The sequence below is a fragment of the Rhodococcus sp. HNM0569 genome, assembly GCF_012726205.1.
In the GTDB taxonomy this organism is placed as follows: domain Bacteria; phylum Actinomycetota; class Actinomycetes; order Mycobacteriales; family Mycobacteriaceae; genus Rhodococcus_F.
Genome location: NZ_JAASAE010000008.1, coordinates 53617 through 78104, shown reverse-complemented (window position 1 = coordinate 78104; position 24488 = coordinate 53617). Strand labels below are relative to the sequence as shown.

Here is a 24488-nt window from a genome sequence, read left to right as displayed (position 1 = left end):
GGCGTGTGGAATGCTCTCGGCAGTCGAAGTGGAGGGATGAGCGATGTCGGTCGGCCTCGAACGTCAGAACGTGATCTACCGGGACGGAGTCCACGGGAGGGCGCCGCGCGTCCCCACCGACTTCCCGTCACTCGAGCGTGCCGCGCGCAAGGTGATGTCGCGCAAGGCGTGGGCGTACGTGCACGGCGGCGCGGGCATCGGGCGCACGATGGACGCCAACCGCGCCGCCTTCGACCGCTGGCACATCGTGCCGCGGGTGCTGCGTGACGTGTCGCAGCGCGACATCTCGATCGACCTGTTCGGCCGGACCCTGCCCGCACCGGTGCTGCTCGCGCCGGTCGGTGCGAGCGAACTCGCAGGCCCGGGCGCCGACGTCGACATCGCGTCGGCTGCTGCGGAACTCGGTGTGCCGTACATCTTCTCGAACCAGGGCTGCACGCCGATGGAGGACAGTGCGGCCGCGATGGGCTCCGCGCCGCGCTGGTTCCAGCTGTACTGGAGCAAGGACGACGACCTCGTCGACAGCCTGCTGGCGCGCGCCGAGGCGATCTCTGCCGACGCCGTCGTCGTCACCCTCGACACCACGATGCTCGGCTGGCGCCCGGAAGACCTCAACCTCGGGTCGTTGCCGTTCGCGCGCGGGCAGGGGATCGCGCAGTACACGTCCGACCCGGTGTTCCGGCGCATCGTGCGCGAACGCGTCGCGGCGGCGGGGGAGAAGGCCCGCGACGAGGTGTCCGTCGCGGCGGTCAAAGCGCTCGTGTCGATGACCAGGCGCTTCCCGGGGCGGTTCCTCGACAACATCCGTTCCCCCGAGCCGCGCGCGGCCGTCGAGACGTTCCTCGACATCTATTCGCGTCCGTCGCTCGCGTGGAGCGACATCGCGTCCTTGCGTGAGCGCACGTCGCTGCCCGTGCTGCTCAAGGGCGTCCTGCACCCCGACGACGCGGTGCGCGCGCTCGACGCGGGCGTCGACGGCCTGATCGTGTCGAACCACGGCGGAAGGCAGGTCGACGGCGCGGTGTCGTCGCTCGACGCGCTCACCGACATCGCGCCCGTGGTCGGCGGCCGCATGCCACTGATTCTCGACAGCGGGATCCGCACGGGCGCAGACGTCTTCAAGGCGCTTGCACTCGGTGCGTCGGCGGTCACGCTCGGCCGGCCGCACCTGTACGGGCTTGCCCTCGCGGGCCGCGACGGTGTGCGCGACGTGACCGCGAATCTGATCGCCGAGTTCGATCTGACGCTGGGGTTGAGCGGGTTCACGTCGGTCGCCGAGATCGACCGCACCGCCCTCCGCTCGTGAGCACCCAGCGAGTACAGGTACGCCTCTTTCGCGCACAGCGGTGCGGGGCTTTACCCGAGCGACCCGATGCCGCTAGCGTGACGTGCATGACGACCGGGACGGCCTCAGGCCACGAGCGGACGGGTGACCCGGCGGGCACCTGAGCGCCCGCGCGCCTCCTGGCGGGACAGACCACATCGGCCCTGTTCCACCACAACACCCGGGAGGTTTCGTGCCTGCACAGTTCAACCACACCATCATCGCGGCCAGGGACGCCGCCGAATCCGCACGCTTCCACCGCGACATCCTCGAAGCCGAGGACGCGCCGTCGTGGGGAGTGTTCACCAACCTGCTGATAGGACACGGCGTGCTGCTGCAGTTCGCCGAGCCACCCGTCGAACACATCCAGATGCAGCACTATGCATTTCTCGTCGACGAGGACCACTTCGATCGTGCGTACCGGTTGCTGGTCGACCGGGACATCGCGCATTCGGCGGACCCCTTCGGCGAGCAGCCGGGACAGATCAATCACGGCCACGGTGGTCGGGGCGTGTACTTCCACGACCCGGCGGGCCACGGTATCGAGCTGCTCACCAGCCCCTACGTGTAAGGGGCGTTACTCGCACGCGATTCCGTCGCCGTCTCGGTCGAGATGAGTGCCGTAGCCGGGGTCGCCCGCGTGCACGGGTGCCGCGCCCGCGGCGCGCGCGGCGGCGCAGTTCGCGAAGGACACCGGCGCGGATGCGGCGGGTGCCGGTGCCGGTGCGGGTGCCGGCGCGGGTGCCGGTTCCTCGACGGGCGCAGGTGCGGCCGCGGCCTGGCCGCCGCAGTCGCCGAGGATCGCGGCGATCGCGTCGTGCTCTGCCTGCGTCACCCACAGCCCGTACGTGGACTTCACCGCCACCTGGTCGGCGACGTACGTGCAACGGAACGCCTTGTTCGGCGGCAGCCACGTCGCGGCGTCGCCGTCGCCCTTCCGCGAGTTGGTCGGGCCGTCGACTGCGCGCAGATTGCGCGGGTCGTTGGCGAGGTCGGTACGGGTCTGCGTGTCGAGCTGCTGCGCGCCCTTCTGCCACGCGTCGGACAGCGCGACCACGTGGTCGATCTGCACTGCGGTCGACGTGTCCTGCCCACGCACGAACGCGATCTCGGTGCCGGTGTACGGGTCGTGCAGAGTTCCGGTGGCGACGACGCAGTCGCGCGTGCCCGGCTTGTAGGTGACGTCGACGAGGTCGCGGCGCAGGATGTCGTTACGCGTGTCGCAGCCGTTGTGACCACCGCCGACGCGCACGTCGTCGGCCCACGCCTGTCCGAACAGATCGCGACTGTAGCCGGTCTTGGGCGCGCGGCCCTTGATTGCGAGCGTGTCCAGTTGCGTCAACGCGGCCGACGCGGCATCGACGGTGCCGACGTCGGTATCGGCGATCAGGTCGGGCGACGACGGCGCCGAGTCGCCCGGGGCGGCCGCGTCGCCCGTCTCCGCGGAGGCGACCGAGCCGGGCACCGTCGTGTCGGTCGCGGCGCCATTCGTGTCCGTGCCGCAGCCCGCGAGGGCAACGGCGACTGCGGCGGCGAGTACGCCCGCGCCGTAGAGACGTCGGCAGTGAGGGTGGGTGCCCCGGCGGTTCATGCTGTTCCTCTTCGGTCCGTCGCGCCTCCCGCATCGGCGGGCGCCTGTGCAGCGTACCGCCGGCGGATTGCCCGGACTTCCGGCTCCGCCTGTGACACGGTTGACAGACGGTTCCGGTCCGCGAGCTCGACGAGGGGGCTTCCATGTCGCACACGATCGTGATGACGGGCGCGAGCCGCGGGATCGGGCGAGTCGCCGCCGACCAGCTCCTGCATCGGTCGCGAGGCGCCCACCTCGTCGCCGTGGTGCGCGACGCCGCCGGGTTACGGTTGGGCGGCAACGCCTCGTCTGTGGTGGCGGATCTGAACTCGCTCAGCAGTATCCGTGCGGCAGCCACCGAGATCTGCGAGAGACTGGACCGGGGCGATCTGCCGCCGCTGAGATATTTCGTCGGCAATGCCGGCATCCAGCACACCGACGACCTCACCGCCGGACCAGACGGGCTCGAGTCGACGTTCACCGTCAACGTGCTCGCCAACCACATGTTCGTCCGCGCCTTCCGAGACCGTTTCACCGCCGGTGGCCGGATCGCCATCACCACCAGCGACACGCATTTCGGCGATCTCAGGCACAACATGGCGATGGTGCCTGCGCCTGTCTGGCGGGAGCCCGAGGTCCTCGCCCGCACCGCAGCCTTCCCGAGGCCGGAGACCACCCGCGCAGGCCGCACCGCGTACTCGACGAGCAAGCTGGCCGTCCTCTACCTGGTGCACGAGTACGCGCGCCGGCTACCAGCAGGCGTCGACGTCGTCGCCTTCAACCCCGGCTTCGTCCCCGGTACCGAACTCGCGCGCAATGCGGGAGTGATCGATCGCTTCCTGATGCGCAACATCCTTCCGCTGCTGACACATACCCCGTTCGGAAGCAGCCCCGAAGACGCCGGCCGCCGGCTTGCGGACGCGGTGCTGGGCGACGCCGTCACCGGCTCGTACATCGACCGGGACCGCCCGGCACGCTCGTCCCCCGAGTCCACCGACGTGCAGCGCGAACGGAAACTGTGGGAGGCCGTCGAACGCCTCGTCGCGTCGGACCCGGCGATGTGACCGGTGCCGACTCACGCGCGGTGGGCGGGCAGCAGTGCACGCACGGCGTCGATCGTGTCGGCTTCGCGCGGGTCCTTGTCGGGGCGATAGCGCAACACCCGCGCGAACCGCAGCGCGAGACCGCCGGGGTAGCGCGAGCTGACCTGCACACCGTCGAGTTCGATCTCGACGACCAGTTCCGGGCGCAGGTACACGGTGTGCGCGTCGCGATGCGACTCGTGGCGCGGGAACTCCTCGGTTTGCCACCGCAACAGTGCGTCGGTGAGCCCCTTGAACGTCTTGCCCACCATGATCGGTGGACCGCCGTCCGGATCACGTGCTCCCAGATGCAGATTCGACAGATAGCCGGTGCGGCGCCCGTAACCCCATTCGGCACCGAGCACGACCAGGTCGAGGGTGTGCTCGGGCTTCACCTTCTGCCAACTGCGTCCGCGCCGCCCCGCCGCGTACGGCGACGCGAGCGACTTGATCACGACGCCTTCGTGACCGTGTGCGAGAGCATCGCCGAGTTGCGCTTCGGCACCGGCGAGGTCGGGCGAGAGGGCTGTCGGAATGCGGTGCTGCGCGGCGACCGACTCGAGCGCGTCGAGGCGCTCGGTGAGCGGACGGTCGAGCAGATCGTTGCCGTCGAGGTGTAGGCAGTCGAAAAAGTATGGCCGTAAGAGCAGTTCGCGCTCGCTGGACGCGCCGAACCGGCTCATCGTCTCCTGGAAGGGGCGCGGCCGGCCCGCATCGGTGAGGGCGAGCGTCTCGCCGTCGAGTACAACGCTGCGGCACGGCAATGCCTTTGCGAGCTCGACGAGTTCCGGTACCCGAGAGGTGATCTCACGAAGAGTGCGAGTGAAGATGCGGACGTCGTCGCCGTCGCGGTGCACCTGGATGCGGGCTCCGTCGAGCTTGTACTCGACCGTCACCTCGTGGCCCAGTTCGTCGAGGGCGGCGGACGTCGACTCGGCCGGCGACGCGAGCATCGGCCGGATCGGGCGGCCCACCTCGAGTCGGAACGCCGCCAGGGCGTCGGCACCACCACTGAGCGCGGCGGCCGCGGTGACGGGCAGCCGGCCCGACAGCATGAACGCGCGCCGCACCACATCCAGCGGCTGCGCCGACGCCGCCGCGATGGCTTCGGTCATGATCCCCTCCAGCGCGCCCTGGCGCAGCTCGCCACCCAGAATCTGGACGAGAAAGCGCTGCTCGTCCTGGGTTGCGCGCGCGAACAGCGACTCGAGGAGGCCGCGGCGCGCGGCCGTCGAGCCCGACCCGGTGGTGACCGCGAGTTGCCCGAAGACACTGTCGATTTCCGGCACAGTGAGTGTCCCCGTCGCGCTCGGTGGGACGTCCGCGCCGGACAGAGTGCGCCAGCCCACCCCGATGCGCCCCTGCAACAGCTCGCCCGACAGCCACGCCACGACCGGCTCGACCTCGTCGGCGGCAGCGTCACGCAGCAGCCCGTCGAGCACTGCGACCTTGGTCTTGCGTGAACGGGTGGCCGCGACCGCGCCGGACGCCTCGACCACCCGCGACAGCAACATGTCTCGACCCTAGCCCCGGGATACGACAGAGTGTGGCGGGTTGCAGTGGGCGGATACTCACGATGCCCGACCGGCAGCCGCGATGTGACGGTGTGTGCGTTGGGTGCACGCGATGTGACATTGTGACCGCGGGGTGGGGGTTGTGTTGGGCGGCAGTGTGGTTGGCGTGGGTGTGGTTTCTGAAGATTGTTTCGCGGAACCGTTGACTTCGAATCTGTGTTCGAACTAAGGTTCGTTCATGGGGTCGGGGGAATCAGTAGTAGACGCATCTGGCGGTGAGCCGTGGCGGTCGAGGGACGCCGAGTTGCTCGCGGAGGCGGTCGAGTTGTCGCGGGTGATTGCGGGGTTGCAGGCGCGGCGTGTCGCGGGGAGGGGGGAGGTCGAGGTGCGCCGCGTGGCGGTCGAGGCCGGGTATCGCGACGGTGCGGCGTGGTTGGCAGCGCACACTCTGTTGGAGATCGGCGAGGCACGCGCAATCGTGGCCCTGGCGGGGTCGTTGTTGCGGGAGCCGGAGATCGCCGAGGCGGTCGCCGGCGGTTCGGTGTCGGCGCGGCACGCACAGATCATGTGTTCGTTCTTCGAGAGTCTTCCTGGCGGGTTCCCCAACGCAGTGGACGAGCCGGAGGCGTACGCCGAGGCGCGTCGGGAATGCCGCGAGGCGTTCTTCCTCGCCTCCGGCATCCGCGGGACAGTGGGTGGGATGCGGCGGGTGAAGGACCCCCTGGACGCGACGTTCGACACCGGCGAGGTCCGGCATTGTGAACGCACCGATCTGAATCGGTTCGACCTCTCACGGACATTGAACGGCCGGTATGTGTTGCGGGGTGATCTGGATGCCGAGTCGGGTGAGTTGCTGCAGGCGGCGTTGTCGAAGCTGTCGGCGCCGCGTCCTGCCGAGGACGGCACCCGTGATCCTCGGCCGCCGGCGCAGCGGCGTGCCGACGCCCTGACCGAGGTGGTACGCCGGTTCCTCGGTGCGGGGCTCACGGGTGACGAGGCCGGCGAACGCCCACACCTGACGGTCGTCATCCGGGAACGAGACCTCCGCGAACAGGGCGTGCACATTCGGTCGGAAGACGATGGACCCGAGGACACCAGAGACAGCGACAGACACAGCGGCAGACACAGAGACAGACACAGAGACGGCGGCGTACGTGTGCCCTGGACACCGTGGGGCGGAACTCTGTCGATCGCGGCTGCCCGGAAGACCGCGTGCGATTCCGACGTGACACCGGTCGTGGTCGACGACGCGGGGGTGCCGTTGTGGATGGGCCGCACCACCCGCCTCGTCACACAGTCCCAGCGTCGGGCACTGCGGGTGCGGGACCGTGGGTGCGCCTTCCCGGGGTGCGGGGCACCGACCGGGTGGACCGAAGCGCATCACGTCGTGCCGTGGATCGACGGCGGACCCACCGACCTCGACAACCTGGTGCTGCTCTGCACGCATCATCACCGGTTCGTGCATCACAGCGGCTGGAGGGTCGATATCCACGACGACGACAAGATGCCGTGGTTCACGCCACCACCGACACCGCTCGGGCCGAGTGAACCACTCCCGGCACACCGCAATTCGATACCGATGCTGGCATGAGGGGCAGCACCTGGGGTCAACCGAACACCGATTCCAGGATCGTCTGATGCGCCACGAACCATGCCGGCGACATCGCGTTGCCGAAGTCGCCGTGCCCGGCGAACGGCAGAATCTGCACCGACGCGGGATCGCCCGCGATCCGTGCGGCGTCGACGAATCGTGTGCTCTGGTCGGCAGGCACCGTCAGGTCGAGTGCACCGTGTAATGCGTTGACGCGCAGCCCGAGTGGCAGGTGCAGGATCGGTGATGCGACGGCATATCGGTCGGGCACGTCGGCGGGTGCACCCAGGAAGGCGGGCAGGAAGCGGTCGCCTGCCGAGTATGCGCGCGACAGATCGAAAACGCCTGCCATCGTCGTCAGGCTCACGGCGCGGATATTCGGTTGTGCCCCCGGCGCACTCGTCGGCAGGTTGTGACGCGACGCGACGTACGCCGCGAGCTGCCCGCCCGCCGAGTGACCGGCGAGGTGCACACGTGCCAGATCGAGGCGTCCGCCCGCCGCACCTTGCACGGTGCCGGCGAGCGCCTCGACGGCGTCGTTCGCGTCGGCAAGCGTCATCGGCCATCCACCCGCCCCGCCCGTCCGTCGGTACTCGATGTTCCACACCGCCACGCCACGGTCGACGAGCGACTGTGCGAGCGGCGCAAAGTACGTCAGGTCGCGCTTCTGGTGCCAGCCGCCGCCGTGGATCATCACGACGACCGGGATCGCGCGTGCACTCGTCGCAGGCAGGTAGAGGTCGCCGAACTGGTCGGGCTCGGTACCGTACGCGACGCGCACCGTGCTCGCGGGGACGACCGGCGCGGGCGTGGACGCGGCCGAACTCTCGGTGAGTGAGGCGCACCCGGACACGAGAGCGGCGGACATGAGCACAGCGCAGGTCGTCGTCAGCACGAGAGCGGCCCACCGCAGGCTTGTCATCGCTCGTGATGATGCCAAAATCGCGACGACCACGGTGAGTATTCAGCGTCGTGCGATTCGCCACTGCCTCGGACTACTGTGCGCGTTTTCGGCGTGCCGGGACTCGTGAAGTGCTCACAGTGCCCGCGAGCAAGCTCACGACACCAACACGACGTCGAGATTGCGCGGCCCGTGAACACCGGCCACGCGCACGAGTTCGATGTCGACTGTTGCGGACGGCCCCGACACGAAGGTCATCGGGCGCCTGCCGTCGAGCCGCGCGATACCGGCGGGCAGGTTGCGCACCACCTGATCGGCCGTCACGACGACCACCATCGAGTCGGGCACGAGCGACAACGCACGTCTGCCCTGTCCGGAGGACCCGTCGAGGACGAGAGTGCCCGAGTCGGCGACCGCAACGGCCGCGGTCGTGACGACGCCGTCGACGGCATCGAGCTCGCCGACGGTCAGCGGCGGTTCGTCGCGCACCCACTCGGCTCCTTCGGCGGGCAGGTGATCGTCGGGAAATCCGGGCGGCACGACGACCCGCCGCGCCCCGCGTTCGCGCAGCGCCGCCGCCACCGCTTCCCGGACGCCGTCGCCGGACACACGGCGTACGACGGCGTCGTAGCCGCCGAGGCGCTGTGCGAAGAGGTCGAGGACGTCGGCCGACCCGGTGTCGTCGCTCGGCGGCTCGTAGTCGCGGGGAATCGAGATCTCGGCGGGATCGGCCTGCGCCAGCGCTTTCCGTACCCGGCCGAGAATGATGTCGCGACCGGACTGCGCGGTGGTCGGCTGGTCGGCAGTCATCAGTGGTCGCCTCCCGGGACCTCGCCGGGGCGGTGCCCGTGGCGCGGCTTGTCGTGGTCGTCGCGTCCGCCGTCGGTGCGCTCCCACCAGCCGCGGAAACTCTCGGCAGGCGGCTCGCCGATGTCGCGCGTCGAGAACCAGCTGCCGAATCCGGGCACATTCGTGATTCCACGCTCGCCCCTGATCACTTTGTGCGACAGGCCTGCCAGCTTCTCACCGAGCCCGAGCCGACCGGGGGAGTCGAACATCGCGGCCGCGGCCTTCATCGCGACCCGTTCGGGTGACGGCGGGAAGGTGCGTTCGCGGTCGACGACGTCGGCGCGCAGTTGCACGAGCACCCGCGGAATGTTGATCTCCATCGGGCACGCCTCGTAGCACGCACCGCACAGCGACGACGCGTACGGCAGTTCCTGGTCGACCTTGTCGCCGAGTCCACGCAGCATCGGTGTGAGTATCGCCCCGATCGGCCCGGGATAGACGGAGCCGTAGGCATGCCCGCCCGCGCGCTCGTACACCGGGCACACGTTGAGGCACGCGGCGCACCGGATGCACCGCAGCGCTTGACGTCCCACTTCGTCGGCGAGAACGTCGGTGCGATTGTTGTCCAGCAGGACGATGTGGACGTTCTGCGGGCCGTCGCCGTCGTGTACCCCGCTCCACACCGACGTGTACGGGTTCATGCGCTCACCCGTCGCCGATCGCGCGAGCAGTTGCAGATAGATCTCGAGGTCGCGCCACGTCGGCACGAGCTTCTCGATGCCGACGACGCTGACCAGGGTCTCGGGCATCGTGACGCACATGCGGCCGTTGCCCTCGGATTCGACGAGCAGCAGCGCGCCCGACTCGGCGACAGCGAAATTAGCCCCACTGACCGCCATTTTCGCGCTCAGGAACTTCTCGCGCAGGTGCCTGCGTGCCGCGTCGGCGAGTTCGCGCGGCTCGTCGCCGAGGTCGTCGGGCGCGGGTCTGCCGAAGTTCTTCATGTTGCGGGTGAAGATCTCGCGGATCTCCGACCGGTTGCGGTGGATCGCGGGAACCACGATGTGCGACGGGATGTCGCCGGACAGCTGGACGATGAGCTCGGCGAGATCGGTTTCGTAGGCGTCGATGCCCGCGGCCGCGAGCGCTTCGACGAGCCCGATCTCCTCGGTGGCCATCGACTTCGCCTTCACCACCTCGGTGACGCCCTGTTCGATCGCGATCTCGGTGACGATGCGGTTCGCTGCATGCGCGTCGGGGGCCCAATGCACGGTCGCGCCCGCCGCGGTCGCAGCATCCTCGAACTGCTGCAGGTACGTGTCGAGATGCAGGAGCACCTCGTTCTTCGCGGCGGCGCCTGCGGTGCGCAGGGCGTCCCAGTCGTCTTTCTCGGCGACGAGCCGGTTGCGTTTGCCGCGAATCGTGTGCGTCGCGTGCTCGAGGTTGATGCGCTGCTGGCTGTTGCGTAGTTGTGCGGGTGCGGCTTCCGGGAACGGCGGCATCCCGAGGTACTGCTGCTGCGGCGGGATGACGGCGGCGGCGCGGTCGGCGGGGCCGGTGCCCGCGCGCGGCTTTTCGGCGAATGTGGTCATCGCGTGCCCCTCGCGTATTCCTGCACGGGGCGTTCGACGGTGGGGATCGGCTCGCCCGTGTCGTACGGCTCTTCTTCGGTGGACGCGAGGATCTCGGCGTAGTGCAGCGGCCGCAACCCGGCCCGCGACCGCGACAGGATGCCGCCCATGTGCATGAGGCACGAATTGTCGGCGGCCGTGACGATCTCGGCCTTCGTCGCCATGACGTTGGCGATCTTGTCGGTGCCCATCGCGGACGACGTGTCGCCGTTCTTGATCGAGAACGTGCCGCCGAAGCCGCAACATTCCTCGGCATCCGGGAGGTCGACGAGGTCGATCTCGGAGACATTGCGCAGCAACCGGATCGGCCGGTCGCCGATCTTCAGCATCCGCAGCGTGTGGCAGGTCGGGTGGTAGGTGACGGTGTGTGGGAAGTACGAGCCGGTGTCGGTGACGTCGAGGACGTCGATCAGCAGCTCGGACAGCTCGTAGACCCGCGAGCCCACCGAGTCGACGCGATTCGCGAGCGCCGTCGAGTGCTTCCGCTGCGCGAGGGCCGGGTAGTACTCCTTGACCATCGACGCGCACGACCCCGATGCGGCGAGCACGACGTCGTACTCGTCGAAGGTGTCGCAGAACCGTTCGGCGAGGGGGATGCAGTCGTCCTGGTAGCCGGTGTTGAAGTGCATCTGGCCGCAGCATGTCTGGGACGTCGGGAACACCACCTCGTGGCCGAGTCGCCGTAGCAGCCGCACCATGGCTTTGCCGGTCGTCGGATACATGACGTCGTTGAAGCATGCGATGAACAGGGCGATGCGCATCGGCGATCCTCTCGACCGGTGGTGCGAGTGGTGACGACAGTCAGTATGGCCCCGTCGACGGGCGGTGCATCGCGGTTTCGCGAGGCCCACCGTGCGTGAAAAGGGCGTGCCCGGACTCGTCAAGTGCTCACGAGACCCGTCGAGTGTTCACAAGGAGGCGGAGTTGAGCCGCGCCAGCAGCGTCGCGAGCAGTTCGATGTCGTCGGTCGGCCAGCCGGCGAGGCGCTCGCGCAGGCCGGCCTCGTGCGCCGACCGCGACGACCGGAGCGCACGCCTGCCTGCGTCGGTGACGTGCAGGCCCTGCGCGCGGCCGCGCTCGTGGACGGCCTCGACGAGCCCGCGCGAGCGCAGCCCGCCGAGCTGGCGCGAGATGGTCGAGCGGTCGAGGTGCAGATGCCGCGCGATGTCGGCCGCGGTGACTCCCGGGTGTTTGGTGACGAGGTCGACGAGCGAGTGGTCGACGAGCGTCAGGGTCGCGTCGCCACCGCGGGCGCGGACGGCGGCACGTCGATTGACGACGGCGAGCTCGCTGAGCACCGCCCGGATCGCGTCGCCGTGGTCGGGTGATTCGCTCGTCGCACGCCCGTCACCAGCAGGTTCACCGTCCATTTGCGCAGAATACCGCCGCGGCGAGTATGTTGCAGTTTGCAACATAGATCAGCGTGCACCGCCCGGAGGCTCGATGACCCAGCACGACACCGTCCGAACCCGCAGTCCGTGGGTGCTCTCCCTCGTCCGCAGTTACGGTTCGCACATCCTCGTGCCGCTCTTCCTCGCCGCGGGCATGGCGCTCGCGTACCTCGGCGCGTTCCACCACCCGCAGCCCCGGCACCTCGAGGTCGCGGTGGTCGGCGAGGGGCCGCAGACGCAGGTACTCGCGCAGACCCTCACCGACGGCTCGGACGGCGCGCTGATCGTGCACGCCGTCGGCAGCGTCGACGACGCCCGCGCACAGATCGCCGACCGCACTCTCGCGGCCGCCTACTCGGCCGACGCCGACCACGCCGAACTGCTCGTCGCGTCCGCGTCGTCCGAGACGACGGCGCAGATCGCGGGCCGCGTGTTCCAGCAACTCGCGTTCGATCAGAATCTGCCCTTCCGCACGGTCGACGTCGTGCCGACGGGCGCCGAGGATCCCACGAACCAGGGCCTGTTCTTCCTCCTCGTCGCGCTCAGCGTCGGCGGCTACTCGAGCGCGCTCGCCCTCGCGGTGTACGCCGAGAAGCTCAGGCCGTGGGTCACCGCGGTCCTCGGCATCGCGACGAGTGCGGCCGTCGCCGCGATCGGTGTGCTGGTCGCGGGACCGCTGTACGGCGTGATCGACCACGGTGTGTGGCGCATCTTCGGCCTCGCGTGGCTGTACGTCGCGGCGATCCTCGCTATCGGTGTCGCGCTGCACCCGGTCCTGGGTCGTTGGACGACACCGACTCTCACGTTGCTGTTCGTGATGCTCAACTTCACGTCGTCGGGCGGCATCTTCCAGACCGAACTCCAGCCGCGGCTGTTCGCGGGCCTCGAGTCGTTCTGGAACGGCGCGGCGTGGCTCGACGCGGCGAAGTCGGTCGCGTATTTCCCGGCGGCGGGCATCGGTGGCGACGTCGTGCAGCTCGTGGCGTGGCTCGTCGTCGGTGTCGTCGCGGCCGGCGTGACGCGCGTGCTGGTGCGCAGGCACCGACCGGCCGCCGAACTTCGCGGGCCGCTCAGCGAGGAGGAAGAAGTGGTGGCCGCGTAAACGTGCCATAGCAGCCCGCATCCCCGGAAATCTTCGATTCGCGCGAAACGCCGCGAGATTTCGTGGTTAGCGGTTCCATGAGTGGGTGACGTCGGGAACCCGGATCGCCGCCAGTTCAGGGCAGCAGACATTCAACCTCGTCCTCGCGACGTGGGTGTCTGCCATCAACTTCTGGGCGTGGAACATGATCGGCCCCCTGTCCACGTCGTACGCCGAGGGGATGTCGCTCAGCAGTGCGAAGGCGTCGTCGCTCGTGGCGATGCCGATCCTCGTCGGGTCGATCGGCCGCATCGTCGTCGGCGCCCTCACCGATCGCTACGGCGGGCGTGCGATGTTCATCGCTATCTCGCTCGCGTCGATCCTGCCGGTTCTCGCCGTGGGCGTCGCGGGCGAGGCCGACTCCTATGTGCTGCTGCTCGTGTTCGGCTTCTTCCTCGGCATCGCCGGCACGATCTTCGCCGTGGGTATCCCGTTCGCCAACAACTGGTACGACGCGTCGCGCCGCGGTTTCGCGACGGGCGTGTTCGGCATGGGCATGGTGGGTACCGCGCTGTCGGCGTTCTTCACACCGCGTTTCGTCGACTGGTTCGGTCTGCTGGCGACGCACATCGTCATCGCCGTCGCGCTGGCCCTGACGGCGCTGCTGTGTGTGTTCTTCATGAAGAACGCGCCGCTGTTCGAGCCCAACCACGACCCGGTGGTGCCGAAGTTCGTGTCGGCGCTGAAACTGAAGGTGACGTGGGAGATCTCGATCCTGTACGCGATCGTGTTCGGCGGGTTCGTCGCGTTCAGCAACTATCTGCCCACGTACATCAAGAACATCTACGACTTCTCGCAGGTCGATGCGGGCACGCGCACTGCCGCGTTCGCGCTCGCGGCGGTTCTCGCCCGCCCGATCGGCGGCACGATCGCCGACCGCATCGCACCCAAGTACGTCGTCCTGTTCTCGCTCGCGGGCACCGCGGTCATGGCCGCGATCGCGATCACGCAACCACCCGCGGACGTGTGGTCGGCCGCCACGTTCATCGCGCTCGCCCTGTTCCTCGGCGTCGGCACCGGCGGCGTGTTCGCATGGGTGTCCCGGCGCTCGCCCGCGTCGGAGGTGGGCAGCGTGACGGGCATCGTGTCGGCCGCGGGCGGTCTCGGCGGCTACTTCCCGCCGCTCGTGATGGGCGCGACCTACAACCAGACCGACAACAACTACACGATCGGTCTGCTGCTGCTCGTGATCGTCGCGGCGGTTGCGTTCCTGTACACCGCCTTCCGGATGGGGGCGAAGGAGAAGCCCGATCCACCGGGCCCCAAGGCACCGGTGAGCGCGTAGGAGATCTGCCAGCAAGTAGGAGAGTGCATGCCCGACAACAAGACCGGCGGAACCCTCGAAGACCTCATCTACACCAGCGGGCGCTTCTTCACCCCGGGCACGATCTCGCCCGACGGCCGAGTCGTCGAACGTCGCGGCGGACGCGAGGGCGACGTGTTCTACCGCGACCGGTGGAGCCACGACAAGGTCGTCCGGTCGACGCACGGCGTCAACTGCACCGGATCCTGTTCGTGGAAGATCTACGTCAAGGACGGGATCATCACGTGGGAGACACAGGAAACCGACTACCCCAGTGTGGGTCCCGACCGCCCCGAGTACGAGCCGCGCGGGTGTCCGCGTGGTGCGGCATTCTCGTGGTACACGTATTCGCCGACGCGCGTGCGCTATCCGTACGCGCGCGGCGTGCTCGTCGAGATGTACCGCGAGGCACGGCGCCGTACCGGCGATCCCGTGCTCGCGTGGGCCGACATCCAGGCAGATCCCGAGCGTCGCCGCCGCTACCAGCAGGCGCGCGGCAAGGGTGGCCTGATGCGGATCTCGTGGGACGAAGCCACCGAGATGATCGCGGCGGCGCACGTGCACACGATCAAGGAGTACGGGCCGGACCGGCTCGTCGGCTTCTCCCCGATCCCCGCGATGTCGATGGTGTCTTTCGCGGCGGGGTCGCGGTTCGTCGAGTTGCTCGGCGGCGCGATGACGTCCTTCTACGACTGGTATGCCGACCTGCCCGTCGCGTCGCCGCAGGTCTTCGGCGACCAGACCGACGTGCCCGAGTCGGGCGACTGGTGGGACGCCGCGTACCTGCTGGTGTGGGGTTCGAACGTGCCGGTCACCCGCACGCCCGACGCGCACTGGATGGCCGAGGTGCGTTATCGGGGAACGAAAGTGGTCAACGTCAGCCCCGACTACGCGGACTCGACGAAGTTCGCCGACGAGTGGATGCCGTGCGCCGCGGGCACCGACGGTGCGATGGCGATGGCGATGGGGCACGTGATCCTGAAGGAGTTCTTCACCGACCACGAGCAGCCGTTCTTCGCCGACTTCGTGCGCCGCTACACCGATCTGCCGTTCCTGATCGAGGTCGAGGAGCGCGACGGGCACGTCGTGCCCGGCAAGTTCGTCAGCGCGGCCGATCTGGGTGACGAATCGGAGAACGCCGCGTTCAAGCCGGTCGTGTTCGACGCGGCGACGGGCGCGACGGCCGTGCCGAACGGCTCGCTCGGCTTCCGGTTCGGCGAGGAGGGCGAGGGCAAGTGGAACCTCGACCTCGGCGATCTCGCTCCCGCACTCACGATGAGCGGCCCCGACGGGGCGCCCACCGAGGTCGAGCTGCCCACCTTCGACACGGTCGACGGGCACGGCACCACGGTGCGGCGCGGCGTGCCGGTACGCACGGTCGCAGGTCGCAGGGTCACCACGGTGTTCGACCTGATGATGGCGCAGTACGGCGTGCAGCGCTCGGGCCTGCCGGGTGACTGGCCCACCGGCTACGACGACGCGTCGATCGGCTGCACGCCTGCGTGGCAGGAACCCATCACGGGGGTGTCCGCCGAGCAGGTCGTCCGCATCGCGCGCGAGTTCGCGCAGAACTCGATCGACTCGGGCGGCCGGTCGATGATCATCATGGGTGCGGGCATCTGCCAGTGGTTCCACGGCGACGCGACCTACCGGGCAGTCCTCGCGCTGCTCATGCTGACCGGCGCGATGGGCCGCAACGGCGGCGGCTGGGCGCACTACGTCGGGCAGGAGAAGTGCCGTCCCGTCACGGGGTGGACGGCCGTCGCGATGGGCACCGACTGGAGCCGTCCACCGCGGCACATGGCAGGCACGTCGTACTGGTACGTGCACACCGACCAGTGGCGCTACGACGGCTACCGCGCCGACGCGCTCGCGAGCCCGATCGGGCGTGGCAACTTCCGCGGCAAGCACACGATGGACGTCATGGCGTCGGCGGTGTCGATGGGCTGGACGCCGTTCTACCCGCAGTTCGACCGGTCGAGCCTCGCGCTCGCCGACGAGGCCGAGCAGGCGGGCAAGGACGTGAAGGAGTACGTCGCGGACGAGCTCGGCTCGGGCAGAATGAAACTCGCGATCACCGATCCCGACGACCAGCGCAACTGGCCGCGCGTGCTCAGCGTGTGGCGCGCCAACCTGCTCGGCTCGTCGAGCAAGGGCAACGAGTACTTCCTGCGCCATCTGCTGGGCACGTCGTCGAATCTGCAGGCGTCGCCGACGCCGGAGGACACCCGCCCCACCGACGTCCGGTGGCGCGACGACATCCCGGAGGGCAAGCTCGACCTGCTGATGTCGGTCGACTTCCGCATGACGTCCACGACGTTGCTGTCGGACGTCGTGCTGCCCGCCGCGACGTGGTACGAGAAGTACGACCTGTCGAGCACCGACATGCACCCTTATCTGCACGCGTTCAACGCCGCGGTCGACCCGCCGTGGGAGACACGATCGGATTTCGCGGCGTTCGGCGCGATCGCGCGCACGTTCAGCCGGCTCGCACGCACCCACCTGCCGGGCGTGTACAAGGACGTCGTCGCGACGCCCTTCCAGCACGACACCCCCGGCGCCATGGCGTACCGGTCGGGCCGCCAACAGGATTGGCGTGCCACCGGCGACGACCCGGTGCCGGGCAAGACGATGGGCCCGCTCGCGGTCGTCGAGCGCGACTACAGCGCGATCTACGACAAGTGGTGTGCGCTCGGGCCGCTCGTCGAGAAGGCGGGGCTCGGGACGAAGGGCGTCACGTACAAGCCCGACCGGGAGGTCGAGCGGCTCGCGGCACTGCACGGCGTGTGGGACACCGGCGCGGCGGCCGGGCGCCCGGTGCTGGACTCGGCGCAGAAGATGGCCGAGACGATCCTCGAACTGTCCGGCACGTCGAACGGCAGGCTCGCGGTGCAGGGTTACCGGCAGCTCGAAAAACGCACCGGGCAGCCGCTCGCGCACCTCGCGGAGGGCAACGAAGAGCGGCGGATCACCTTCGCGGACACGCAGGCCCAGCCGACGCCGGTGATCAGCAGCCCCGAGTGGTCGGGCAGTGAGCACGGCGGCAGACGGTACGCACCGTTCACCGTCAACATCGAGAACCTCAAACCGTTCCACACGCTCACCGGACGCATGCACTTCTATCTCGACCACGACTGGCTGGAAGAGCTCGGCGAACAGCTGCCGGTGTACCGGCCGCCGCTCGACATGGCGCGCCTGTTCGGCGAACCCGAGATCGGCAGCGCGCGCGACGGCGTCGGCCTGACGGTGCGGTACCTCACGCCGCACAACAAGTGGTCGATCCACTCGGAATACCAGGACAACCTGCTGATGTTGTCCCTCTCCCGAGGCGGGCCCACGATGTGGATGAGCCCGGCCGACGCGCAGAAGATCTCGGTGCACGACAACGACTGGGTCGAGTCGGTCAACCGCAACGGCGTCGTGGTGTGCCGCGCCGTCGTGTCGCACCGCATCCCGGAAGGTGTGGTGTTCGTGCACCACGCGCAGGAGCGCACGATCGACGTGCCGCTCACCGAAACCACCGGAAAACGCGGCGGCATCCACAACTCGCTTACGCGCCTGCTCGTCAAACCGTCCCATCTCGCAGGCGGATACGCGCAGACGTCGTTCGCGTTCAACTACCTCGGCCCGACGGGAAACCAGCGCGACGAGGTGACGGTGGTCCGCCGTCGCTCGCAGGAGGTGACGTACTGATGCGTGTCATGGCCCAGATGTCGATGGTGATGAACCTCGACAAGTGCATCGGATGCCACACGTGCTCGGTGACGTGCAAGCAGGCGTGGACCAACCGCGCCGGCACCGAGTACGTGTGGTTCAACAACGTCGAAACCCGTCCCGGACAGGGCTATCCGCGCACCTACGAGGACCAGGACAAGTGGCACGGCGGCTGGGTGCGGGACAGCAAGGGCAGGCTCCGGCTGCGTGACGGCGGCCGGCTGGCGAAACTGTTCAAGATCTTCGCGAGCCCCAAGATGCCGTCGATCCAGGACTACTACGAGCCGTGGACCTACGACTACGAAAATCTGACCAACGCACCCGCGTCCGAGCACTTTCCGGTGGCCCAGCCGCGCAGCCTCATCAGCGGCGAGCCGATGAAGGTCGAGTGGTCGGCCAACTGGGACGACGACCTCGGCGGCAGTCCCGAACTGCTGTCGGAAGACCCGATCCTGAAGAAGGTCAACGACGACATCAAGCTCGAGCTCGAGCAGACGTTCATGTTCTACCTGCCGCGCATCTGCGAGCACTGCCTCAACCCGTCGTGCGTCGCATCGTGCCCGTCGGGCGCGATGTACAAGCGGAGCGAGGACGGCATCGTGCTCGTCGATCAGGACAAGTGCCGAGGCTGGCGCATGTGCGTCACGGGCTGCCCGTACAAGAAGGTCTACTTCAACCACAAGACCGGCAAGGCCGAGAAGTGCACGTTCTGCTATCCGCGCGTCGAGGTCGGGTTGCCGACGGTCTGTTCGGAGACCTGCGTCGGGCGGCTGCGCTACATCGGTCTCATGCTGTACGACGTCGACAAGGTGGCCGACGCCGCCGCGACCGAGAACGAGCAGGATCTGTACGAGGCGCAGCTGGATGCGCTGCTCGACCCGTTCGACCCCGAGGTCGTCGCGAACGCACGGCAGCAAGGCATCTCGGACGAGTGGCTCGACGCGGCACAGCGTTCGCCCACCTACGCGCTCATCAAGAGGTGGCGGGTCGCGTTGCCGCTGCATCCGGAATTCCGCACGATGCCGATGGTCTGGTACGTGCCGCCGCTCTCTCCCGTCGTCGACGCCGTGGCGCGGGACGGCGGCGACGCCGAGGATCTCGGGAACCTCTTCGGGGCCCTGGACGCGCTGCGTATCCCACGGGAGTATCTCGCGGGGCTGTTCACCGCGGGCGACGTCGGGGTGATCGATTCGGTGTTGCAGAAGCTCGCGGCGATGCGGTCGTACATGCGCGACATCAACCTCGGCCGCGAGCCGCAGGAGTCGATTCCGCTCGCGGTCGGGATGAGCGAGTTCGACATCTATGCGATGTACCGTTTGCTCGCGCTCGCGAAGTACGAAGAGCGGTACGTCATCCCGACGGCCTACGCCACCGAGGGGCACCGGCTCGAGGAGACCGTCACCGACTGCCCGCTGGACTTCGACGGCGGCCCCGGCCTGTACGAGTCGGGTCCTCTCGGCGAGGCGAGCGGCACGCCGGTGCCCGTCGCGGTCGAGACCTTCCACGCGCTCAAACAGCGGCAGACGTCGGAGGGTCAGTCGGCCAACAGTACGCAGCCCTCTCGGGTCAACCTGCTCAACTGGGACGGACAGGGTGTCCCGACCGGCATGTTCCCCGAACGTGAACCAGCCGATCGCGACCCGTCCGGGCACACGGGGGACGCACGCTCATGAGACTGTTCCGCTCGGCACCCGACACGCGCGTGACCGACCGCGCGACATGGGCTGCGTGCGCGCTGCTGCTCGACTACCCGGGCGCCGACCTCGACGATCGTCTCGCACAGGTGGACCTGCTGTGCGGGCATCTGCCGCGCACCACGCGCGACGCACTCGCACCGCTGCGCGACCATCTCGTGGGTGAACGGGCGCTCGTCGAGCAGCGGTACGTCGAGACCTTCGACCTGCGCAGGCGCACCACGCTCTACCTCACCTACTGGACGGCGGGAGACACCCGCAATCGCGGCGCCGAGATGCTCACCTTCGTGCGCACCTATCGTGCGCACGGCGCGGACGCGCCGCGCGGCGAATCACCCGACCATCTCGCCGTCGTCCTCGATTTCGCGGCCACCGTCGACGCCGACGCGGGGCGCACCCTGCTCGACGACAATCGCGTCGGGCTCGAACTGTTGCGGTCGGCACTGCGCGACGACGCCTCGCCCTATGCAGGCGCGCTCGACGCGGTGTGCGCCACGCTGCCGCCCGTCACCGATCAGCAGTCCCGGCGGGCGGCGCGGCTCGCCGCGGCCGGCCCACCGGGCGAGGCCGTCGGCCTGCAGCCGTTCACGTTGACCGTGCCGCCGCGTCGTGAGGCCGCGGCCGCCCGACAGGAGGGTGCGTGATGTCCGCCGCCGAAATCTACTGGGACATCGTCCCGTACGTCGTCCTCGCGATCGTGGTGATCGGCACGTGGTGGCGCTACAAGTACGACAAGTTCGGTTGGACCACACGCAGTTCCGAGCTGTACGAGAAGCGGATCCTGCGGGTCGCGAGCCCGCTGTTCCATTTCGGCATCCTCGTCGTCATCGTCGGCCATGTCATCGGTCTCGTCATCCCGGAGTCGTGGACCGACGCGATCGGCATCTCGGAGCACGCGTACCACATCCAGGCCGGGGTGCTCGGCGCGATCGCGGGCGTCGCGACCCTCGTCGGAGCGGGTCTGCTCGTCTACCGGCGGCGCACGCGCGGCCCGGTGTTCATGGCGACGACGCTCAACGACAAGATCATGTATCTCGTACTCATCGCGGCGATCGTCGCGGGATTGGCCACCACCTTCCTCGGAATCGACGGCAGCCAGGGCAACTACCGCGAGACGGTCTCGCCGTGGTTCCGGTCGATCTGGATCCTGCAGCCGCGCGGCGACCTGATGGCCGAGGCGGCCCTGTCGTACCACGTCCACGTCACGATCGCGCTCGTGCTCTTCGCGCTGTGGCCGTTCACGCGGCTGGTGCACGTGTTCAGCGCGCCCGTCGCATACCTGTTCCGCCCGTACATCGTGTACCGCTCGCGCGAGGACGCCCGCCCCGGCGAGCTGATCGGCTCGGAGCCGCGCCGCCGCGGGTGGTGAGCGCGTTCAGTCGAGGTCGACGGCTGCGTCGGGTCCGGATTCGCCCGCGGCCTCGTCGCGTTCGGCCCACTCGAGCAGTTCCTCGAACGAGAAGACGGCATCGTCGATGCCTGCGTGCAGGTCGCCGAGTTCCGCGAACCGTGCGGGCACGGTCGCGATCGTGAAGTCGTGGGGGTCGACGTCGGGGATCTCGTTCCACCGCACGGGCGTCGACACGCGCGCATCCGGCACCCCGCGTACCGAGTAGGCGCTCGCGATGGTGTGGTCGCGCGCGTTCTGGTTGTAGTCGACGAACAGCTTCGACGCGTCCCGGTCCTTGCGCCACCACGTCGTCGTCACGTCGGACGGTGTGCGACGCTCGATTTCGCGCGCGAACGCGAGTGCTCCCCGGCGGACGTCGTGGAAACCCCAGCGCGGCGGGATGCGGACGTACACGTGCATGCCTTTGCCGCCGGACGTCTTCGGCCACCCGACGGCACCGAGTTCGTCGAGCACCTCGTGCACGACGCCCGCGACGCGCTGCACGGTCGAGAACGGGCATTCGTCGCCCGGGTCGAGGTCGATGCGCCACTCGTCGGGCGATTCGACGTCGGCGCGCCGCGAGTTCCAGGGGTGGAACTCGACGGCGGACATCTGCACCGACCAGACGACGTCCGCGAGTTTGGTGACGCACAGTTCGTCGGCGGTGCGGTGGAACCGTGGGAAGGTGACGTGCGCGGTCTCGACCCAGTCGGGTGCGCCCCGCGGGAGGCGCTTCTGGTGCACCTTGTCGCCTGCGAGGCCTTCGGGGAAGCGGTGCGTCATGCACGGGCGTTCGCGGAGTGCGCGCACGATGCCGTCGCCGACGGCGAGATAGTACTGGGCGAGATCGAGTTTCGTGGCCCCGGTTTCGGGGAAGTACACGCGGTCGGGGTGGGTCACGCGCACGGTGTGTTCACCGACGTCGAGTTCGACGGCGGACGCGGCGTTCTTGTCTCCGGCCATCGGCTCCCAGCGTAGCCAGCGCGGATCGTCGCCACGGTCGAAAGCCGCGAAACGCCCGAACTTCCGGACGTACCGGACGCAACGGACGTGCACGTCGGCGGGGTTCGGTACCGGCGTCTACGGTGCCGAGTAGAGCAGTCGGGGAGAGGAGTGCACGTGGCCGCAGCCGCGACGCAGCAGCCGGACGAACCGCCGTCGCTGGGCAAGAGCCTCGAGCCGCGGCACATCACGATGATCTCGATCGCGGGTGTCATCGGCGCGGGGCTGTTCGTGGGGTCGGCGACGGCGATCGAGCAGGCCGGTCCCGCGGTGCTCGTGTCCTACGCGCTCGCGGGCACGCTGGTCGTGATGGTCATGCGGATGCTCGGCGAGATGGCCACCGCGAACCCGGACACGGGCTCGTTCTCGGTGTACTCCGAACGCGCACTCGGACATTGGGCCGGGTTCACCGTCGGCTGGCTGTACTGGTGGTTCTGGGTGCTCGTCATCCCGGTGGAGGCGACGGCGGCCGCCACGATCCTGGACAGCCTGATCGGCGGCGAACAATGGATGTGGGCGCTCGCGGTCACATTGCTGCTCACCGTCACCAACCTCGCGAGCGTCGGCAACTACGGCGAGTTCGAGTTCTGGTTCGCGCTGATCAAGGTCGTCGCGATCGTCGCCTTCCTCGTGATCGGCGTCCTCGCGATCCTCGGCGTCTTCCCGGGCTCCGACGTCAGCGGCGTCGAGCACCTGTGGCAGCCCGACGGTTTCCTCCCCAACGGGTACACCGCGGTGATCGCGGCGATGCTCACCACGATGTTCTCGTTCATGGGCACCGAGATCGTCACGATCGCGGCGGCCGAATCACCCGATCCGAAGCGCGGTATCACGCGCGCCGTCAACTCGGTGATCTGGCGGATCTCGCTGTTCTACCTGGGCTCGATCTTCGTCGTCGTGGCGTTGCTGCCGTACGATCGGCTCGACAACGGCTCCTACCAGAGCGTGCTCGACGCGATCGGCATCCCGCACTCGGCGCGCATCATGGACGTCGTGATCCTCACGGCCGTCGCGTCGTGTCTCAACTCCGCGCTGTACACGGCGTCGCGGATGTTGTTCTCGCTCGGCGTGCGCCGCGACGCACCGCAGGTGGTGCGCAAGCTGAGCCGGCAGGGGGTGCCGCGCGTCGCGGTGTCGGCGTCGATGATCGTCGGATTCGTCGCGGTGATCGGCAACTACGTTCTGCCCGACCGCATCTTCACGTGGTTGTTGTCGACGAGCGGTGCCGTCGCGCTGTTCGTGTACCTCGCGATCGCGGCGAGCCAGCTGCGGCTCGGTCGTCGGATGCGCGAGCAGGGCGAACGTCCGCCGGTGCGGATGTGGCTGTTCCCGGGTCTGACCGTCGTGGTGATCGCGTTCGTCGTCGCCGTGCTCGTGCTCATGGCGTTCGATCCCGCGCAACAGCAGGCGATCGGCTTCTCGGTGGCATCGGCGCTCGTGATCGTCGCGATCGGGCTCACCGTGCAGCGCAGGCGTCGCGCCGAACGTCAGTCCTTGTCCTGAGCGGTCTCGTCGGGGTGCGCGATGCCCTCCTGGATCCGCGCGCGATCGACGAGCTCGGCGACCGTGCGCGACACGTCCTCGATCTGCGTCACGACGTCGCGCGACAGGTTCTCGCGTTCGGTGTCCCCGAGTTCGGGGCCGTTCGGTTCGCTCGCCGACACGAGCAGTTCGAGGTTGGTGCGCAAGGCGGTGAGCGGTGTGAGCAGCTCGTCTCCCGCGTCGGCGACCAGCGCGCGTTGCCGCTCGCGGGAGTTGCCGAGCGACGCGAGCATCGTGTTGTAGCGCTCGGACAGCTGGGCGAGTTCGTCGTGTCCCACGACCGGCACCGGGTCGAGGAGGTCGGTGCGGGCGACGCGTTGCATTCCCGCGGTGAGGCGCCGCACCGGCCGCAGTCCCGTGCGGGCGACGGCCGAGCCCGCGAGGATCGCGCACGCCGTCACGATGCCGCCGAGGACCGTGAGCGCGACGAGCAGTTTGCGCAGCAGCGACGCGGTGGGTGCCATCGCCTCCGCCGCGACGACGACGCCGCTGCCCGGCGACTGCTTCGCAAGCAGCTGGTAGCCGTCGAGCACCGTGGTCGCGGGCCCGGCCGACAGGTCCGCGTCCGCGAGCCACGACGTGATGTCCTGCGGGTCGTCGAACGGCTCGCCCCACGCGCCGACGGCGGTGACGATCTGGTTGTTGGGGGTCACCACGGCGACCTTCGACGACACCGCGGGCGAGAACACCCACGGCGGCCCGCCGTACGACGCGGTCCCGATCACGGCGTCGGCGGTGCGCGCGAGCCGGTCGTTGGTCTGCATGTGCAGCGAGCGTTCGGTGACGAGGTAGATCGCCGCCGTCGACGCGACGACGGCGACCGCGGCGACGAGCGCGGTGACCGTGACGATGCGGGCGTGCAGCGACTGCCGCGACAGCATGATCAGGTGCGTCACGGCCGTCTCCCCG

Annotated in this window: 20 protein-coding genes; 11 read left to right on the top strand and 9 right to left on the bottom strand. The window is 68.8% G+C overall.

Going from position 1 to position 24488, the window contains the following annotated elements:
• Positions 1 to 43: 43 nt before the first annotated feature.
• Both HCA44_RS12915 and HCA44_RS12910 read left to right on the top strand, forming a co-directional pair.
• Complete coding sequence (locus tag HCA44_RS12915; protein WP_169648979.1) at positions 44 to 1306, top strand: lactate 2-monooxygenase; 1263 nt, start codon at positions 44 to 46, stop codon at positions 1304 to 1306.
• 211 nt (positions 1307 to 1517) lie between these two features.
• Complete coding sequence (locus tag HCA44_RS12910) at positions 1518 to 1895, top strand: VOC family protein (RefSeq protein WP_169648978.1); 378 nt, start codon at positions 1518 to 1520, stop codon at positions 1893 to 1895.
• 6 nt (positions 1896 to 1901) lie between these two features.
• Here HCA44_RS12910 and HCA44_RS12905 read toward each other — a convergent pair whose 3' ends face one another.
• Positions 1902 to 2915 (bottom strand): DUF1524 domain-containing protein, encoded by a 1014-nt coding sequence (locus HCA44_RS12905; protein ID WP_169648977.1) that lies wholly within the window; start codon positions 2913 to 2915, stop codon positions 1902 to 1904.
• Between the two features lie 143 nt (positions 2916 to 3058).
• On the opposite strand from HCA44_RS12905, the gene HCA44_RS12900 reads away from it, so the two are divergent.
• Entirely contained in the window at positions 3059 to 3958 is a 900-nt protein-coding gene (locus tag HCA44_RS12900) for an SDR family NAD(P)-dependent oxidoreductase (protein ID WP_169648976.1), read from the top strand.
• An 11-nt stretch (positions 3959 to 3969) separates the two neighbouring features.
• Here HCA44_RS12900 and HCA44_RS12895 read toward each other — a convergent pair whose 3' ends face one another.
• Positions 3970 to 5490 carry an ATP-dependent DNA ligase gene (locus tag HCA44_RS12895; protein WP_169648975.1) on the bottom strand — a complete coding sequence of 507 codons (1521 nt, stop codon included), beginning with the start codon at positions 5488 to 5490 and terminating at the stop codon, positions 3970 to 3972.
• Positions 5491 to 5728: 238 nt separating this feature from the next.
• On the opposite strand from HCA44_RS12895, the gene HCA44_RS12890 reads away from it, so the two are divergent.
• Positions 5729 to 7081, top strand: a complete 1353-nt coding sequence (locus tag HCA44_RS12890; protein WP_169648974.1) for an HNH endonuclease signature motif containing protein — start codon at positions 5729 to 5731, stop codon at positions 7079 to 7081.
• A gap of 16 nt (positions 7082 to 7097) precedes the next feature.
• On the opposite strand, the gene HCA44_RS12885 is transcribed toward HCA44_RS12890, so the two are convergent.
• From HCA44_RS12885 to HCA44_RS12865, 5 genes are all read right to left on the bottom strand, one after another.
• Positions 7098 to 8003, bottom strand: coding sequence for an alpha/beta fold hydrolase (locus tag HCA44_RS12885; protein WP_169648973.1), 906 nt, complete (start codon positions 8001 to 8003; stop codon positions 7098 to 7100).
• 135 nt (positions 8004 to 8138) lie between these two features.
• Positions 8139 to 8792, bottom strand: coding sequence for an LUD domain-containing protein (locus tag HCA44_RS12880; protein ID WP_169648972.1), 654 nt, complete (start codon positions 8790 to 8792; stop codon positions 8139 to 8141).
• Positions 8792 to 10273, bottom strand: coding sequence for a LutB/LldF family L-lactate oxidation iron-sulfur protein (locus HCA44_RS12875; protein ID WP_169649122.1), 1482 nt, complete (start codon positions 10271 to 10273; stop codon positions 8792 to 8794). The genes HCA44_RS12880 and HCA44_RS12875 overlap by 1 nt, the downstream gene beginning before the upstream one ends.
• Positions 10274 to 10359: 86 nt before the next feature.
• A complete protein-coding gene (locus HCA44_RS12870; protein WP_169648971.1) occupies positions 10360 to 11163 on the bottom strand; it encodes a (Fe-S)-binding protein in 804 nt (267 codons plus the stop codon).
• A gap of 147 nt (positions 11164 to 11310) precedes the next feature.
• A complete protein-coding gene (locus HCA44_RS12865; RefSeq protein WP_169648970.1) occupies positions 11311 to 11772 on the bottom strand; it encodes a MarR family winged helix-turn-helix transcriptional regulator in 462 nt (153 codons plus the stop codon).
• A 73-nt stretch (positions 11773 to 11845) separates the two neighbouring features.
• Between HCA44_RS12865 and HCA44_RS12860 the strand changes: the two genes are divergently transcribed.
• The 6 genes from HCA44_RS12860 to narI all read left to right on the top strand — a co-directional run bounded on the left by HCA44_RS12860 (position 11846) and on the right by narI (position 21014).
• The gene (locus tag HCA44_RS12860) at positions 11846 to 12895 is read left to right on the top strand and encodes a hypothetical protein (RefSeq protein WP_169648969.1); all 1050 of its coding nucleotides are present in this window, start codon (positions 11846 to 11848) and stop codon (positions 12893 to 12895) included.
• An 85-nt stretch (positions 12896 to 12980) separates the two neighbouring features.
• Entirely contained in the window at positions 12981 to 14219 is a 1239-nt protein-coding gene (locus HCA44_RS12855) for an MFS transporter (protein WP_346764699.1), read from the top strand.
• Positions 14220 to 14246: 27 nt separating this feature from the next.
• On the top strand, positions 14247 to 17930 hold the full coding sequence (locus HCA44_RS12850; protein WP_169648968.1) for a nitrate reductase subunit alpha: 3684 nt from the start codon (positions 14247 to 14249) through the stop codon (positions 17928 to 17930).
• Positions 17930 to 19624, top strand: a complete 1695-nt coding sequence (narH, locus tag HCA44_RS12845; RefSeq protein WP_169648967.1) for a nitrate reductase subunit beta — start codon at positions 17930 to 17932, stop codon at positions 19622 to 19624. Before HCA44_RS12850 ends, narH begins: the two co-directional genes overlap by 1 nt.
• Complete coding sequence (gene narJ, locus HCA44_RS12840; RefSeq protein ID WP_169648966.1) at positions 19621 to 20289, top strand: nitrate reductase molybdenum cofactor assembly chaperone; 669 nt, start codon at positions 19621 to 19623, stop codon at positions 20287 to 20289. The genes narH and narJ overlap by 4 nt, the downstream gene beginning before the upstream one ends.
• Positions 20289 to 21014: a respiratory nitrate reductase subunit gamma gene (gene narI, locus HCA44_RS12835; RefSeq protein WP_169648965.1), complete on the top strand. Its 726-nt coding sequence runs from the start codon at positions 20289 to 20291 to the stop codon at positions 21012 to 21014. The genes narJ and narI overlap by 1 nt, the downstream gene beginning before the upstream one ends.
• Positions 21015 to 21020: 6 nt before the next feature.
• Here the strand turns inward: narI and ligD are convergent, their stop codons facing one another.
• On the bottom strand, positions 21021 to 21998 hold the full coding sequence (gene ligD / locus HCA44_RS12830; RefSeq protein ID WP_169648964.1) for a non-homologous end-joining DNA ligase: 978 nt from the start codon (positions 21996 to 21998) through the stop codon (positions 21021 to 21023).
• Positions 21999 to 22154: 156 nt separating this feature from the next.
• On the opposite strand from ligD, the gene HCA44_RS12825 reads away from it, so the two are divergent.
• Positions 22155 to 23540, top strand: coding sequence for an amino acid permease (locus HCA44_RS12825; protein ID WP_346764698.1), 1386 nt, complete (start codon positions 22155 to 22157; stop codon positions 23538 to 23540).
• Here HCA44_RS12825 and HCA44_RS12820 read toward each other — a convergent pair.
• The gene (locus HCA44_RS12820) at positions 23525 to 24475 is read right to left on the bottom strand and encodes a methyl-accepting chemotaxis protein (RefSeq protein WP_169648963.1); all 951 of its coding nucleotides are present in this window, start codon (positions 24473 to 24475) and stop codon (positions 23525 to 23527) included. The genes HCA44_RS12825 and HCA44_RS12820 overlap by 16 nt on opposite strands.
• Positions 24476 to 24488: the final 13 nt, after the last annotated feature.

Coding starts and splice junctions, on each gene's coding strand:
- HCA44_RS12915 (WP_169648979.1), top strand. CDS start 44: ATGTCGGTCGGCCTCGAACGTCAGAACGTGATCTACCGGGACGGAGTC.
- HCA44_RS12905 (WP_169648977.1), bottom strand. CDS start 2,915: ATGAACCGCCGGGGCACCCACCCTCACTGCCGACGTCTCTACGGCGCG.
- HCA44_RS12900 (WP_169648976.1), top strand. CDS start 3,059: ATGTCGCACACGATCGTGATGACGGGCGCGAGCCGCGGGATCGGGCGA.
- HCA44_RS12895 (WP_169648975.1), bottom strand. CDS start 5,490: ATGTTGCTGTCGCGGGTGGTCGAGGCGTCCGGCGCGGTCGCGGCCACC.
- HCA44_RS12890 (WP_169648974.1), top strand. CDS start 5,729: ATGGGGTCGGGGGAATCAGTAGTAGACGCATCTGGCGGTGAGCCGTGG.
- HCA44_RS12885 (WP_169648973.1), bottom strand. CDS start 8,003: ATGACAAGCCTGCGGTGGGCCGCTCTCGTGCTGACGACGACCTGCGCT.
- HCA44_RS12880 (WP_169648972.1), bottom strand. CDS start 8,792: ATGACTGCCGACCAGCCGACCACCGCGCAGTCCGGTCGCGACATCATT.
- HCA44_RS12875 (WP_169649122.1), bottom strand. CDS start 10,273: ATGCCGCCGTTCCCGGAAGCCGCACCCGCACAACTACGCAACAGCCAG.
- HCA44_RS12870 (WP_169648971.1), bottom strand. CDS start 11,163: ATGCGCATCGCCCTGTTCATCGCATGCTTCAACGACGTCATGTATCCG.
- HCA44_RS12865 (WP_169648970.1), bottom strand. CDS start 11,772: ATGGACGGTGAACCTGCTGGTGACGGGCGTGCGACGAGCGAATCACCC.
- HCA44_RS12860 (WP_169648969.1), top strand. CDS start 11,846: ATGACCCAGCACGACACCGTCCGAACCCGCAGTCCGTGGGTGCTCTCC.
- HCA44_RS12850 (WP_169648968.1), top strand. CDS start 14,247: ATGCCCGACAACAAGACCGGCGGAACCCTCGAAGACCTCATCTACACC.
- narH (WP_169648967.1), top strand. CDS start 17,930: ATGCGTGTCATGGCCCAGATGTCGATGGTGATGAACCTCGACAAGTGC.
- narJ (WP_169648966.1), top strand. CDS start 19,621: ATGAGACTGTTCCGCTCGGCACCCGACACGCGCGTGACCGACCGCGCG.
- narI (WP_169648965.1), top strand. CDS start 20,289: ATGTCCGCCGCCGAAATCTACTGGGACATCGTCCCGTACGTCGTCCTC.
- ligD (WP_169648964.1), bottom strand. CDS start 21,998: ATGGCCGGAGACAAGAACGCCGCGTCCGCCGTCGAACTCGACGTCGGT.